This is a genomic window from Herbidospora sakaeratensis, assembly GCF_001570525.1.
In the GTDB taxonomy this organism is placed as follows: domain Bacteria; phylum Actinomycetota; class Actinomycetes; order Streptosporangiales; family Streptosporangiaceae; genus Herbidospora; species Herbidospora sakaeratensis.
The window spans coordinates 24697-38618 of the sequence record NZ_BBXC01000012.1 but is presented as its reverse complement, the minus strand read 5'-3'; the positions used below and the strand labels follow the sequence as shown (position 1 = coordinate 38618).

12 protein-coding genes and 1 riboswitch are annotated in these 13922 nt (G+C 70.2%); of the genes, 5 read left to right on the top strand and 7 right to left on the bottom strand.

Features of this window, described 5'->3' with window-relative positions:
• A partial coding sequence (locus AW271_RS40765; RefSeq protein WP_439648993.1) for a hypothetical protein occupies positions 1–455 on the bottom strand: 455 nt, incomplete at its 3' end.
• Positions 456–508: 53 nt separating this feature from the next.
• On the opposite strand from AW271_RS40765, the gene AW271_RS19085 reads away from it, so the two are divergent.
• Together AW271_RS19085 and AW271_RS19080 are read left to right on the top strand one after the other, a co-directional pair.
• Positions 509–2767 carry a helicase-associated domain-containing protein gene (locus AW271_RS19085; protein ID WP_062338691.1) on the top strand — a complete coding sequence of 753 codons (2259 nt, stop codon included), beginning with the start codon at positions 509–511 and terminating at the stop codon, positions 2765–2767.
• Positions 2768–2783: 16 nt separating this feature from the next.
• On the top strand, positions 2784–4424 hold the full coding sequence (locus AW271_RS19080) for a DNA repair helicase XPB (RefSeq protein ID WP_062338689.1): 1641 nt from the start codon (positions 2784–2786) through the stop codon (positions 4422–4424).
• A gap of 244 nt (positions 4425–4668) precedes the next feature.
• On the opposite strand, the gene AW271_RS19075 is transcribed toward AW271_RS19080, so the two are convergent.
• Positions 4669–4932, bottom strand: coding sequence for a hypothetical protein (locus AW271_RS19075; RefSeq protein ID WP_157554375.1), 264 nt, complete (start codon positions 4930–4932; stop codon positions 4669–4671).
• A gap of 172 nt (positions 4933–5104) precedes the next feature.
• Here AW271_RS19075 and AW271_RS19070 point away from each other — a divergent pair, with 172 nt between their 5' ends.
• Together AW271_RS19070 and AW271_RS19065 are read left to right on the top strand one after the other, a co-directional pair.
• Complete coding sequence (locus AW271_RS19070; RefSeq protein WP_062338684.1) at positions 5105–7096, top strand: HelD family protein; 1992 nt, start codon at positions 5105–5107, stop codon at positions 7094–7096.
• A complete protein-coding gene (locus AW271_RS19065; protein WP_062338682.1) occupies positions 7093–7500 on the top strand; it encodes a GNAT family N-acetyltransferase in 408 nt (135 codons plus the stop codon). The genes AW271_RS19070 and AW271_RS19065 overlap by 4 nt, the downstream gene beginning before the upstream one ends.
• A 63-nt stretch (positions 7501–7563) precedes the next feature.
• On the opposite strand, the gene groL is transcribed toward AW271_RS19065, so the two are convergent.
• The 5 genes from groL to AW271_RS19040 form a co-directional block, all read right to left on the bottom strand.
• Positions 7564–9195 (bottom strand): chaperonin GroEL, encoded by a 1632-nt coding sequence (gene groL / locus AW271_RS19060; protein WP_030452167.1) that lies wholly within the window; start codon positions 9193–9195, stop codon positions 7564–7566.
• A 335-nt stretch (positions 9196–9530) separates the two neighbouring features.
• Positions 9531–9731 (bottom strand): cold-shock protein, encoded by a 201-nt coding sequence (locus AW271_RS19055; RefSeq protein ID WP_030452168.1) that lies wholly within the window; start codon positions 9729–9731, stop codon positions 9531–9533.
• Positions 9732–10055: 324 nt separating this feature from the next.
• Positions 10056–10331: a MoaD/ThiS family protein gene (locus AW271_RS19050; RefSeq protein ID WP_062338680.1), complete on the bottom strand. Its 276-nt coding sequence runs from the start codon at positions 10329–10331 to the stop codon at positions 10056–10058.
• A gap of 28 nt (positions 10332–10359) precedes the next feature.
• A complete protein-coding gene (gene thrC / locus AW271_RS19045) occupies positions 10360–11604 on the bottom strand; it encodes a threonine synthase (protein ID WP_245653101.1) in 1245 nt (414 codons plus the stop codon).
• A 14-nt stretch (positions 11605–11618) separates the two neighbouring features.
• A riboswitch (SAM riboswitch) is annotated at positions 11619–11757 on the bottom strand.
• A 57-nt stretch (positions 11758–11814) separates the two neighbouring features.
• Positions 11815–12375 (bottom strand): RNA polymerase sigma factor, encoded by a 561-nt coding sequence (locus AW271_RS19040; protein ID WP_062338676.1) that lies wholly within the window; start codon positions 12373–12375, stop codon positions 11815–11817.
• Between the two features lie 96 nt (positions 12376–12471).
• Between AW271_RS19040 and AW271_RS19035 the strand changes: the two genes are divergently transcribed.
• Entirely contained in the window at positions 12472–13896 is a 1425-nt protein-coding gene (locus AW271_RS19035; protein ID WP_083976957.1) for an alpha,alpha-trehalose-phosphate synthase (UDP-forming), read from the top strand.
• Positions 13897–13922 lie beyond the last annotated feature (26 nt).

The following is a 13922-nucleotide window of genomic DNA, read 5'->3' as shown; positions in this document are numbered from 1 at the left end:
GGTGGGCCTGAACCCGATGCCCCCGCATCCGGGGAACCCGATCGCGATTGCCCTCCACCCGACTGTCCCGGCCGCGACGAGCCCGCGCCGGTACCACCCGAACGCGACAGGCCCGATCCGCGCGAACCCAACCGCCCTCGACGGCCGGAGTCGGGGTTCGGGGGGAAGGTCCGGCGCAGGGCGCTCATCGGGCGGGTCTGCTGGGCCGGGGGCTCCAGGGGGAGGTCGCCGCGTAAGCGGCGGACCTCGCGCTCGACCATGTCTTCGGGGGTGCCGAAACGGGCCAGGAGGCGGGCGACCGATTTGGGGTTCTCGTCGCCTTTGCGCTCTTGGTCGACCCGTTCGCGGACCCGCCGGACGTAATCGAGGCGTTCCTCGGGGCGCATCCGGCCGTGGGCGGCGTCGGCCACCCGGCTCACGAATTCCAGCACGAGCTGGTCGGCTCGCTCGATCACTCCGTCATAGTGCCCCAGCGGGGCAGTCCATGCATGCTCCTACGATGGAAAGGATGAGCGAGGGGTTCACCGAGTGGCTGCGCAGCCGGAGCGACGAGCAACTGCGCGTCCTCGCCATGTCCCGACCTGAGCTGATCACCCCGGTTCCGGCGAATGTGCCGGGTTTGGCGGCCCGAGCGGGCACCCCGTCCGCGATCGGCCGCGCCCTCGACCGGCTCGACGGCTTCACCCTGGCGGTGGCCGAGACCCTCGTCGTCTTCCCGCCCGACCAGCTTTCCCCAGCGATCCGCCGGGCCACCCACGACGCCCCCGGCACCGACGAGGCGATCGGCCGGGCGCTGGCCACGCTGACCGAGATGGCGCTGGTCGACGACGAGCGCCGGCTCGCCCCGGGCGTGCAGGACGCGCTCGACCCGCCCGCCGGGCTCGGCCAGCCTGCGGCCCGGGTCTTCCGCCACGACGAGCGCGCGATCACGCTGGCCGATCCCCGCGCCGTCCAAGAACTGATCGCGCAGGTCGGGCCACAGGCCCGGGCGGCGCTCGACGAACTGGCCTGGGGGCCGCCGTCGGGACGGGTGCCCAACGCCCGGCGCGAGGTGTCGGTCGAGACCGCCCAGTCACCCATCGAGCAGCTGCTGGCCCGGGGCCTGCTGGCCGCGATCGGCGACGAGACCGTGACGCTGCCGCGCGAGGTCGGGCTGGTGCTCCGCGACGACCGGCTGCACCGCGACCTGTCGCCGGTCCCGCCGCCGCTGGAGGGCGCCACCCGCCGCGCCGACCTCGCCTCGCGCACGGCCGCCGGCCAGGCGTTCAGCTTCGTGCGGTCGGTCGAGGAGCTCTGCGAGATCTGGAGCGTCGACCCGCCGGGGGTGCTGCGCACGGGCGGCCTGGCGATCCGCGACCTGCGGCGCGCGGCGCAGCAGCTCGACGTGCCCGAATGGACGGCCGCCCTGGTCATCGAGGTCGCCCACGCCGCCGGGCTGATCGCGACCGGCGGCCCGGCCGACGCCGAGTGGTTGCCGACCCTCTCCTACGACCTGTGGCGGGCCCGCCAGACCGAAGACCGCTGGGAGGCCGTCGCGCGGGCGTGGTTGTCGCTCGACCGGGTGCCGGGCCTGGCGGGGGCCCGCGACGACCGCGACCGGCTGCTCAACGTGCTCCACCCCGACCTGCGCCGGGGGGCCGCCGCCGAGATCCGCCGACGGGTCCTGACGGTCGTGGCGGCGACCGAGCTCGCGCCCTCGCAGGAGTCGGTGCTGGCCCGGCTGACCTGGGAACGTCCCCGGCGGAGGGGCAACCACCTGGCCCGGCTGACCGAGTTCGCGCTGCGTGAGGCCGAGGTCATGGGCCTGACCGGGCTCGGGGTCATGTCGCCCCACGGCCGGGCGGTGCTCACCGGCGTCAAGGCGGCCGACCTGCTGGCCCCGCTGCTGCCCGAACCGGTCGACCACGTGGTGCTGCAGGCCGACCTGACCGCCGTCGCCCCGGGGCCGCTGACCGGGGAGCTCGACCGGTGGCTGGGCCTGGCGGCCGACGTCGAGTCGAAGGGCGGCGCGACCGTCTACCGGTTCGCCGAGGGCTCGATCAGGCGGGTGCTCGACGCCGGGCAGAGCGCCGAGGAGATCCTGGCGACGCTGGCCCGCCACTCGACCACGCCGGTGCCCCAGCCGCTGTCCTACCTGGTGACCGACGTCGCCCGGCGCCATGGCCGGCTGCGGGTCGGCTCGGCGTCGTCCTATCTGCGCTGCGACGACCCGGCGGTGCTCGACGAACTGCTGGCCGACCGGCGGGCCGGGGTGCTGCGCATGCGGCGGCTGGCCCCGACCGTGCTGGTGTCCAAGGCGTCGCGGGCGACCATGCTCGACTCGCTGCGCGCGATGGGCTACGCCCCGGTGGCCGAGTCGCTCGAAGGCGACGTGCTGATCACCCGGGCCGACGCCCGGCGGACCGAGGCGCAGCCGGTCAGGCAGGTCAACGGGCTGCTCGCGCCCGAGGCCGAGGTGGTCACGGCGGCGATCCGGGCGTTGCGGGCCGGCGACCGCGCGCTGTTGTCGCGGCCGGTCCCGGTGGGTGAGCCGGGCGGCGCGGTGCCCCGCACTCCGGCGACGGCGACGATCTCGGCGCTCCAGGAGGCCATCAAGCAGGGCTCCCGGGTTTGGATCGGTTACCTAGACTCACAAGGTCAGGCCACGAGCCGGATCCTCGAACCCGCGAGAATAGAGGGTGGCTACCTGACGGCGTACGACGAGACGAGGGCGGCCATCCACCGCTTCGTACTCCACCGGATCACCGGCGTCGCCGACGTCAACTGATTAGGGGGCTCCACCCGTGAACGACGGGCCGCTCATCGTCCAGTCCGACAAGACCCTGCTGCTGGAAGTCGACCACGAGCGCGCCGACGAGTGCCGACGGGCCATCGCGCCGTTCGCCGAGCTCGAGCGTGCGCCCGAGCACGTCCACACCTACCGCGTCACCCCGCTCGCCCTCTGGAACGCGCGGGCCGCCGGGCACGACGCCGAGCAGGTGATCGACGCCCTCATCGGGTTCAGCCGCTACCCCGTCCCCCACGCGCTGCTGGTCGACGTCGCCGAGACGATGGCCCGTTACGGGCGGCTGCGGCTGGAGAAGCATCCCGTCCACGGGCTCGTGCTGACCAGCACCGACCGGGCGGTGCTCGAAGAGGTGCTGCGCGCCAAGAAGGTGCAGCCGATGATCGGCGAGCGGCTCGACGGCGACGCGGTCGCCGTCCACCCGAGCGAGCGCGGCAACATCAAGCAGCTGCTGCTGAAGCTCGGCTGGCCGGCCGAAGACCTGGCCGGTTACGTCGACGGCGAGGCCCACCCGATCGCCCTCACCGAGGAGGGCTGGACGCTGCGGCCCTACCAGAAGGAGGCCGCCGACGCGTTCTGGCACGGCGGCTCCGGCGTGGTGGTGCTGCCCTGCGGCGCGGGCAAGACGATCGTCGGCGCGGCGGCGATGGCCCACGCGCAGGCGACCACGCTGATCCTGGTCACCAACACGGTGAGCGTGCACCAGTGGAAGACCGAGCTGATCAAGCGCACCAGCCTGACCGAAGACGAGATCGGCGAGTACACCGGCACCAAGAAGGAGATCCGCCCGGTCACCATCGCCACCTACCAGGTGATGACGTCCAAGCGCGGCGGCGTCTACCGGCATCTGGAGCTGTTCGACGCGCGCGACTGGGGTCTGGTCGTGTACGACGAGGTGCACCTCCTGCCCGCCCCCATCTTCCGGATGACCGCCGACCTCCAGGCACGCCGCCGGGTGGGCCTGACGGCCACGCTGGTGCGCGAAGACGGCCGCGAGGGCGACGTGTTCTCCCTCATCGGCCCGAAGCGCTACGACGCGCCCTGGAAGGAGATGGAGAACCAGGGCTACATCGCCCCGGCCGACTGCGTCGAGGTGCGGGTGACGCTGCGCGACGACGAACGGCTCGCCTACGCGATGGCCGACACCGACGAGCGCTACCGCTTCGCCGCCACGACCCCGTCGAAGCTGCGCGTCACCGAGGCGCTGGTGCAGAAGCACGCCGGGGAGCAGGTCCTCGTCATCGGGCAGTACATCGACCAGCTCGACGAACTCGGCGAGCACCTGAACGCGCCGGTCATCAAGGGCGAGACCAAGGTGAAGGAGCGCGAGCGGCTGTTCCAGGCGTTCCGCGACAAGGAGCTGCAGGTCCTCGTCGTGTCGAAGGTGGCCAACTTCTCCATCGACCTGCCGGAGGCGGCGGTCGCCATCCAGGTGTCGGGCACGTTCGGGTCGCGCCAGGAGGAGGCGCAGCGTCTCGGCCGGGTGCTGCGGCCGAAGGCCGACGGCGGGGGCGCGCGGTTCTACTCCATCGTCAGCCGCGACACCGTCGACCAGGACTTCGCCGCCCACCGGCAGCGCTTCCTGGCCGAGCAGGGCTACGCCTACCAGATCATCGACGCCGACGACGTCCTGACGTAAATAAAAGGCCCGGCGGGACAACTCCCGCCGGGCCTACTTAGAAAACATACTTAAGTCCACGAAATTCCGTAGGCCCGAGACAACCTCATCACCCCCTCGTGCCCTTGGCCCCCACAGCCAAAGATGGCATCAACGCCCAGGTTCGGGCATACCCCCATTGTCCTGGGCAATCACCTAATTTGCCGCGCTTTTCTAGGGCTTTTCCCATACCGATTGATTAAGACTTCGGAGGGTATTCGCGAGATTACTGCGCGACCAGACCTCCGACGAATAGTACGCCTTCCGCCGCCATCCATGCGGCGATTGCGTAGACGAGAAGACGGGCGCGCCACGTCAGCCACGCGCCGATCGTGAGCGCCGTCGCGACGACCGCGAAAAGCGACGAGACGGCCGTCACGAGGGCCATGCGGCCGCCGCAGTCGTCGGCCGGCTCACCGCTGGCGCAGAACGCCTCCAGACCCCAGCCCGCGTACACGGAAAGACCCCACAGTGCGGCGAGCAGCACCATGACGGCGGCGGGCAGCGCGGGCGGGAGCGGGATAGGGCCACGGAACACCTCTGCTGCCCTACCCAGCCACGACGCGAGTCAGTCGGCCCATAAACCTTTTGGCCTGGCCTCGCCGGACGACTAAGCTGGCCGGTTCGCCCACCCGAACCACTCCGGCAGGAGGCACTCCGTCATGCCCCAGCACACCCTCGCCCCCGACATACCCCCGGCCGACGGCCTCGCGGAGGAACGGCGGCACCTCGACGAGTCGCGGGCGGCCCTGCGCGCCATGCGGGAGCACGCGCAGTCGTTGTCGTCGGACATGGCCGGCGACTGGGTCTCGCGGCAGGTGCTCCAGGGGCTGCTCGACCAGCGTGTCGCGGCGCTCGCCGACCACCCCGACACCCCGCTGTTCTTCGGCCGCCTCGACCGCGACGGCGCCGACGACCTCCCGCCGGTCCTGTACGTCGGCCGCCGGCACGTCCACGACGGCGGCGGCCGGGCGCTGGTCATCGACTGGCGCGCGCCCGTCTCGCGGGCGTTCTACCAGGCCAGCCCGGCCGAGCCGATGGGCGTCGACCGGCGCCGCCGGTTCGGCTACCAGGGCGGCGAGCTCACCGCGTTCGAGGACGAGGACCTGGCCCACGGCGGCGACCTCGGCCCCTCGCGGATCCTGACCGACGAGATCGAGCGCCCGCGCACCGGCCCGATGCGCGACATCGTGGCCACGATCCAGCCCGACCAGGACGAGATCGTGCGCGCCGACCTCGGCGTCACCGTGTGCGTGCAGGGGGCGCCGGGCACGGGGAAGACCGCGGTGGGCCTGCACCGCGCGGCTTATCTGCTGTTCACCCATCGCGAGAAATTGTCTCGCGCCGGCGTGATGATCGTGGGCCCTAACCGCGCCTTCCTTTCGTACATCTCATCGGTGCTGCCCGCGCTCGGCGAGGTGAAGGTCGACCAGACGACCGTGGCGGGCATCCTGGGCGACCACGCCCATCCCGAGGAACCGGCCGTGTCGGCGGTCAAGGGCGACGCGCGCATGGCCCGGGTGCTGACGCGCGCGTTGTGGCTCCACGTGGTGAAGCCGGTCGAAGGGGTGCTGGTCACCAAGGGGGCCAACCGCTACCGCGTGGCCGACCACGAGGTGCGCGAGATCGTGGCCTCGCTGCGCGGCACCACCCGCTACAACCCGGGCCGGGCGACGCTGGCGCAACGACTGGCCCATCAGGTCCTGGTGCAGATGGAACGGCGCGGGGAGTCCCCCGACGACCGGGTGCAGGACGCGGTCGCGCGCTCGAAGCCGGTCAAGGCCGTGGTCGACCAGGTCTGGCCGAAGCTGACGCCCGAGCAGGTGCTCTTCCGGCTGCTCTCCGACGCGGCCTTCCTGGCCAGGGCCGCCAAAGACGACCTGACCGCCGAGGAACAGGCCGCTCTCGTCTGGACGAAGCCCTCCAAGTCCCACCGGAGCACGAAGTGGAGCGGCGCCGACGGAGCGCTGCTCGACGAACTGGCCGACCTGATGGACCGCACCCCCTCCCACGGCCACCTCGTGGTCGACGAGGCGCAGGACCTGTCGGAGATGCAGCTGCGCGCGCTCGGCCGCCGCTGCCGGACCGGTTCTGCGACCATCCTGGGCGACCTCGCGCAGGGCACCACCCCGTGGTCGGCGCGCTCGTGGAACACCGTGCTGCGGCATCTCGGCTTCGCCGAAGGTCTGGTGACGGAACTGACCCTTGGCTTCCGCGTCCCGCGGGAGGTGCTCGACTACGCCGCCCGCCTGCTGCCCGGCATCGCCCCCGAACTGGCCGCGCCGCGCTCGCTGCGTCCGGGCGCGGGATCCCTGAGGCTGGTGGAGACCTCCGATGTCCTCGGAGGCGTGAGAGACGCCGTGACCGCCGCGGGCGAGGGTTCGGTGGGCGTCATCGTCCGCGACGCCGACGCGGAGACCTTCGCGACCGCGCTCGGCGCTCCCGTGCTGGGCCCCGAGGGCGACGGCTCGAAGGTGCTCGTCGTCCCGGCGGGCCTCGCCAAGGGTCTGGAGTACGACCACGTCGTCGTGGTGGAACCCGCCGACATCGTCGCCGCCGAACCGAGAGGCATGGCGCGCCTGTACGTCGTCCTGACCCGAGCCGTCACCACCCTGACCGTGGTGCACGCCAAGCCGCTCCCGGAGGCCCTGTGATCCGCCCCGCCACCCCGGCCGACGTCGACGCGATCCTGGAGTTCTGGGTCGCCGCCGCCGAGGGCACCGACCGCCGCGACGACCCCGCGAAGGTGCACGCCCTGATCGAGCGCGACCCCGAGGCCCTGCTCGTGTACGAACTCGACGGCGCCGTCGTGGGCACCGTCATCGCGGGCTGGGACGGCTGGCGGGCCCACCTCTACCGGCTCGCGGTCGCGCCGCAGGCGCGCCGCCGGGGCCTCGCCAGGCAGCTCATCGCCGCCGCCGAGGAGCGCTTCAAAGCGCTCGGCGCGTTCCGCGTCGACGCGATGGTCCTGCACGACAACACCGACGCCCACCCTGCGTGGGCGGCCACGGGATACGTCATGCAGGAACAGTGGGGCCGCTGGGTGCGGCACTTCTGACGTACCGGAAACAGAAGAAGGCGGCCCCGAAAGGGACCGCCTCATCTGTGATGCGGGATGGACTCAGAAGTCCATGTCCCCGCCGCCGGGCATGCCGCCGCCCGCGGGAGCCGGGTTCTTCTCCGGCTTCTCGGCGATGACGGCCTCGGTGGTGAGGAACAGGGCCGCGATCGAAGCGGCGTTCTGCAGCGCGGAGCGCGTCACCTTCGCCGGGTCGATGATGCCCGAGTCGAACATGTTGACGTACTCGCCGGTCGCGGCGTTGAGGCCCTCACCCGGGGTCAGGTTGCGGACCTTCTCCACCACGACGCCGCCCTCGAGGCCGGCGTTGACGGCGATCTGCTTCAGGGGCTCCTCGAGCGCCTTCTTCACGATCGCGGCGCCGGTCGCCTCGTCGCCCGACAGCTCCAGCTTGTCGAACGCCTTGGCCGAAGCCTGCAGCAGGGCCACGCCACCGCCGGGGACGATGCCCTCTTCGACGGCCGCCTTCGCGTTGCGGACGGCGTCTTCGATGCGGTGCTTGCGCTCCTTGAGCTCGACCTCGGTGGCCGCGCCCGCCTTGATGACGGCGACGCCGCCGGCGAGCTTGGCGAGGCGCTCCTGGAGCTTCTCGCGGTCGTAGTCGGAGTCGGTGTTGTCGATCTCGGCGCGGATCTGGTTGACCCGGCCCGCGATCGCCTCGGCGTCACCGGCGCCGTCGACGATGGTGGTCTCGTCCTTGGTGACGACGACCTTGCGGGCGCGGCCGAGCTGGTCGAGGGTGGTCGACTCGAGCTTGAGGCCGATCTCCTCGGAGATGACCTGGCCGCCGGCCAGCGTGGCGATGTCGCCCAGCATGGCCTTGCGGCGGTCGCCGAAGCCGGGGGCCTTGACGGCCACCGAGCGGAACAGGCCGCGGATCTTGTTCACGACCAGGGTCGCCAGGGCCTCGCCCTCGACGTCCTCGGCGATGATCAGCAGCGGCTTGCCGGCCTGCACGACCTTGTCGAGCAGCGGCAGCAGGTCCTTGTTCGCGGAGATCTTCGAGTTGACGACGAGGATGTAGGGGTCCTCCAGGACCGCCTCCATGCGCTCGGGGTCGGTCACGAAGTAACCCGAGTTGTAACCCTTGTCGAAGCGCATACCCTCGGTGAGCTCGAGCTCGAGCCCGAAGGCGTTGCTCTCCTCGACGGTGATGACGCCTTCCTTGCCGACCTTGTCCATCGCCTCGGCGATGAGCTCGCCGATCTCGACGTCACCGGCGGAGATCGAGGCGGTGGAGGCGATCTGCTCCTTGGTCTCGACGTCCTTCGCGAGCTTCGAAAGCTCCTCGCTGACGCGCTCGACAGCGGCCTCGATGCCCTTCTTCAGGGACATCGGGTTGGCGCCGGCGGCGACGTTGCGCAGGCCCTCGCGCACCAGCGCCTGGGCGAGCACGGTGGCGGTGGTGGTGCCGTCACCCGCGACGTCGTCGGTCTTCTTCGCGACTTCCTTGACGAGCTCGGCCCCGATCTTCTCCCACGGGTCTTCGAGCTCGATCTCCTTGGCGATCGAGACACCGTCGTTGGTGATGGTGGGGGCGCCCCACTTCTTCTCCAGCACGACGTTTCGGCCCTTGGGGCCGAGGGTCACCTTGACGGCGTCGGCGAGCTGGTTCATGCCGCGCTCGAGACCGCGCCGGGCGTCCTCGTCAAACGCGATCATCTTGGCTGCCATAAGGCTGGACCTCCCAGTAGAGGGTGGCTTCGAAAAAGAGGGACCGAGCCGACGCCCGCGACGGCAAGGCCCGCACACCCTTGGCAGGCCCCATCGCCTCGATCCGTATTGGTTGGCACTCCCGGCCGGGGAGTGCCAACCAACTGTTTAGCACTCTACCTACGCGAGTGCAAGCCGGAGAGCGGGAGGGGCAGGTCAGGCGGGGCGGCAGCAGAAACCCGGCCCGCAGGCTGCGGGCCGGGTTCCAGGTCGCTGGGGTGGTGGGGTTGGTTACAGCCGAACCTTTCTCGACCGCTCACGCGGATGGGGCCGGGAAGGTTCGCGGTCTGAGGGGATCAGACGGTCCGGACAGCCTCCGCCTGCGGGCCCTTCTGTCCCTGCGTGATGTCGAACTCCACACGCTGGCCCTGCTCGAGGGCCTTGTAGCCGTCCATCATGATTGCCGAGTAATGGACGAAAACGTCCTTACCACCGTCTACCGCGATGAAGCCGTAGCCCTTGTCCGCGTTAAACCATTTGACGGTGCCCTGCGCCACTTTCCGACTCCTCTTGCTGGGCCTGGCAACGGACCCGCCCATTCCACCGCTGGTCCGTGACCTTTCGCGCCGTGTTCTCCGGCTACGTCGATCGTTCTCGACCATACACATGCCAAGGCGTGGGACAACAGAGTCAATCGGCCCCTGACTTGTTGTCGTTCGCCCAAAGCGAGAGGGCTTCTTTTTCGGTTAGAGATTGGTTGGTTGAGAATTGCACCATATGCCATGGCACTCATTAAGCTTCGATAACGATAGAAGTGCAGGTAAACATAGAAACACCCACGCACTGTAGGAGTACGTGGGTGTGGGAAAGGCTGCGGAAGGTCACCCTCCGGCTACGGCGGGGATCACCGAAATCTGTACGCCCGCAGGGGTTGGAGTGTCCAAACCTTCGGAGAATCGGACGTCCTCTTCTCCGACGTAGACGTTGACAAAACGCCGCACCTTGCCCGATTCGTCGAGGATCCTGGCCCCGATGCCGGGGTAGTCGGCGTCGAGTTTCTCGAACACCTCGCGCAGCGTCGCCCCTTCGCCGGCCACCTCGGCGGCGCCTCCGGTGTACGTCCGGAGAATCGTCGGAATCCGCACAGAAACACTCATTGTTGACTCTCCTTAACGAACAGTTAGATTAGTTGGCGAAAGCCGTGCGGAAGGCGTCGAGAGACGGGCGGATGACGGCCGTCGGGCGGGCCTCCGACTGGACGGCGTCGAGGGTCTTGAGCCCCTCTCCCGTGTTGAGCACCACCGTGGTGGCGTCGGGGTCGATCACCCCGGCCTCCGTGAGCTTGCGCAACACCCCGACCGTCACGCCGCCCGCCGTCTCGGCGAACACGCCCTCGGTGCGGGCCAGCAGGCGGATCGCGGCCACGATCTCGGGGTCGGTGACGTCCTCGACGGCCCCGCCGGTCCGCCGGGCGATGTCGAGCACGTAGGGCCCGTCGGCGGGGTTGCCGATCGCCAGCGACTTGGCGATCGTGTCGGGCTTCACCGGGCGCACGACGTCGTGCCCGGCCTTGTACGCCGCCGACACCGGCGAGCACCCGGCCGCCTGCGCCCCGAAGATCTTGTAGGGGGTGTCGTCGACCAGGCCGAGCGCGATGAGCTCCTTGAAGCCCTTGTCGATCTTGGTGAGCTGCGAGCCCGAGGCGATCGGGATGATGATCTGCTCGGGGAGGCGCCACCCGAGCTGCTCGGCGATCTCGTACGCCAGGGTCTTGGAGCCCTCGGCGTAGTAGGGCCGCAGGTTCACGTTGACGAAGCCCCACTTCTCGCCCAGCGGGTCGCCGATGAGCTCGGAGCAGAAGCGGTTGACCTCGTCGTAGGTGCCCTCGATGCCGACGAGCTTGCCGCCGTACACGGAGGCGACGACGATCTTGGCCTCTTCGAGGTTCGACGGGATGAACACGCACGAGTCGAGCCCGGCGCGGGCGGCGGCGGCGCCGACGGCGCCGGCCAGGTTCCCCGTCGAGGAGCAGGAGAGGGTCGTGAACCCGAAGTTACGGGCCGCCTCAACGGCGATCGACACCACGCGGTCCTTGAACGAGTGGGTCGGGTTGCCGGAGTCGTCCTTCACGTAGAGGTCGCGCAGCCCGAGTTCGGCGCCGAGGTTGCCGGCGTGGTGGAGCTTGGTCCACCCGGGCTGGAGGTTGGGCTTGTCGGCGACGTTCGCCGGCACGGGCAGCAGCGCCCGGTAACGCCAGATGTTGGCCGGGCCCGCGGCGATGTCCTCGCGGCTGACGGTCCCGAAGTCGTACGCCACCTCAAGTGGCCCGAAACAGTCCTGACAGGCGAAGATCGGACCGAGGTCGTAACGGGCGCCACACTCGCGGCAGGAGAGGGCGACGGCGGGTCCGAAGTCGTGCTGAAGCGCCATGAAGCGAGGCCTTTCCCTCATCTTCGCCTGCGACCGCCTTGATCACAGACCGGAATTGGCACCTGTTCCGACCGGCCTCGCCCCGTGGCGAGTTGAATCGGAATGGTTGCCGGGGCTTCGCAGGGCCGGTCCCTCCACCCCTCTGGATGAGCAAATATTCAGTTGTCGTGAAAACTGTACCTCGGGCTCCTCAGAGTCCGAATCGGCATCTCATCTGCCGAGATAGCCGTCGCCGAGCGAGGCCTGGATGTGCTTCCTGGCCTGGTGGATGCGGCTCTTGGCGGTGCCGAGCGGGATGCCGAGCTGCGCGGCGATGTCGGAGTAGTCGAGCTGGACGATGTCGCACAACACCAGCGCGCGGGCCAGGTCGGGCTTCTCGGCCTCCAGCGCCTCGATCGCGTCGAGCAGGTCGAGGCGGGCGCCGGCGATCACGCTGACCCGGTGGGGGTCGGGCCGCTGCTCGGCCAGCTCGTCGCTCGACTGCTCGGCCGAGCGCCGCTTGAGCGTGCGGTAGGTGGTGCGGGCGCAGTTGGCGGTCACGATGTGCAGCCAGGTGGAGAACCGGGAGCGCCCCTCGAAGCGGCCGATGTTGCGGGCCACCGCGAGCAGCGTGTCCTGACAGGCCTCTTCGGCGTCCTGGCGGTAGGGAAGCAGGCGTTCGCAGTGACGCAGCACGTCGGGTTCGACGCGGCGCAGCAGTTCGCCGAGGGCGACGTGGTCGCCGGTGGCGGCGGTGCGGGCCAGTTCCTCGGTGGTCTCGTCAAGCGGCATTGACTGCCCCGATTCTTCGGCGGCCGGGGGTTTCCTGACATCCTATTGCCGACGACATCTTTTCTTAGTCCTCCGGCCATCTGGGGTGTGCCCACCGTGAGTTCAACGCTGATCGCCTCCAACCGCGGGCCCGTCTCGTTCATCCTCTCGGATGACGGCGCGCTGACGATGCGGAGAGGCGGCGGCGGGCTGGTGTCCGGATTGTCAGAGGTCGCCCGGGGCGACGACCACCTGTGGATCTGCGCCGCGCTCTCCGACGGCGACCGCAGCGCGGTCAGGCTCGCGCCCGAGGGCCGCATCGACCGCGCGGGCTACGACACCGGCCCGGTACGCATGCTCGACATCCCCCCGGCCGTCTTCCACCGGGCCTACAACGCGGTCGCCAACTCCACCCTGTGGTTCGTCAGCCACCTGCTCTACAACACCCCGTTCGCGCCCACCTTCGACACCCGGTTCCACCGCGAGTGGGAGTCCTACCGCGAGTACAACGGCGCGTTCGCGCTGGCCCTGGCAGAAGAGGCGGCCCACGGCGCGAAGGTGATGATCCAGGACTACCACCTGACGCTGGCCCCGGCGATGCTCCGGGTCGACCGGCCCGACCTGCGGGTGGCCCACTTCTCCCACACACCGTGGGCGCCGCCCGAGTACTTCTCGCTGCTGCCCGACGGCATCGCGGCCGAGATCCTCCAGGGCGTGCTCGGGGCCGACCACGCCGGGTTCCTGACCGACCGGTGGGCGGCGGCGTTCATGGACTGCTGCGAGGCGGTGCTCGACGCCCGGGTCGACCGCGCGGCCAAGACGGTGGAGTTCGACGGCCGCCTCACCCGCATCGGCGTGCACGCCCTGGGCGTCGACGGCGACGCGCTGGTGGCCCGCGCCTTCGAGCCCGACGTCGAGTCGCACATGCTGGCCATAAAGGAGCAGGTGGGCGACCGGCGGCTGATCGTGCGCATCGACCGCACCGAGTTGTCCAAGAACATCGTCCGCGGCATGCTCGCCTACCGCGAGTTCCTGGCCGAGCATCCCGAGTGGCACGGCAAGGTCGTGCACCTCGCCTTCGCCTATCCCTCCCGCCACGACCTGCCCGAATACCGCGAGTACACCGCGGCCGTGCAGCGCTGCGCCAAGGAGATCGAGGACGAGTACGCCACCGACGACTGGGACCCGCTGATCCTCAACATGCAGGACGACTATCCGCGCTCGCTGGCCGCCTACCGCATGGCCGACGTGCTGCTGGTGAACCCGATCCGCGACGGCATGAACCTGGTCGCCAAAGAGGGGCCGATCCTGTCGCCGCGCTGCGTGCTGGTGCTCTCGCGCGAGGCGGGCGCGGCGGCCGAACTCGGCGCCGACTCGCTTCTGGTCAACCCCTACGACGTCTCGGGCACCGCCGCCGCCCTGCACGAGGGCCTGGTGATGCCCGACAAGGAGCGGGCCGAACGCTGCACGCGGCTGCGCCGGGCGGCCACCGCGATGCCCCCCGAGAGGTGGTTCGCCGACCAGTTGGCCGCCCTGACGTGACGTTGTACGGTTTCCCCATATAAAGA

Coding starts and splice junctions, on each gene's coding strand:
- AW271_RS19085 (WP_062338691.1), top strand. CDS start 509: ATGAGCGAGGGGTTCACCGAGTGGCTGCGCAGCCGGAGCGACGAGCAA.
- AW271_RS19075 (WP_157554375.1), bottom strand. CDS start 4,932: ATGGTGCTGCTCGCCGCACTGTGGGGTCTTTCCGTGTACGCGGGCTGG.
- AW271_RS19070 (WP_062338684.1), top strand. CDS start 5,105: ATGCCCCAGCACACCCTCGCCCCCGACATACCCCCGGCCGACGGCCTC.
- groL (WP_030452167.1), bottom strand. CDS start 9,195: ATGGCAGCCAAGATGATCGCGTTTGACGAGGACGCCCGGCGCGGTCTC.
- AW271_RS19050 (WP_062338680.1), bottom strand. CDS start 10,331: ATGAGTGTTTCTGTGCGGATTCCGACGATTCTCCGGACGTACACCGGA.
- thrC (WP_245653101.1), bottom strand. CDS start 11,604: ATGGCGCTTCAGCACGACTTCGGACCCGCCGTCGCCCTCTCCTGCCGC.
- AW271_RS19040 (WP_062338676.1), bottom strand. CDS start 12,375: ATGCCGCTTGACGAGACCACCGAGGAACTGGCCCGCACCGCCGCCACC.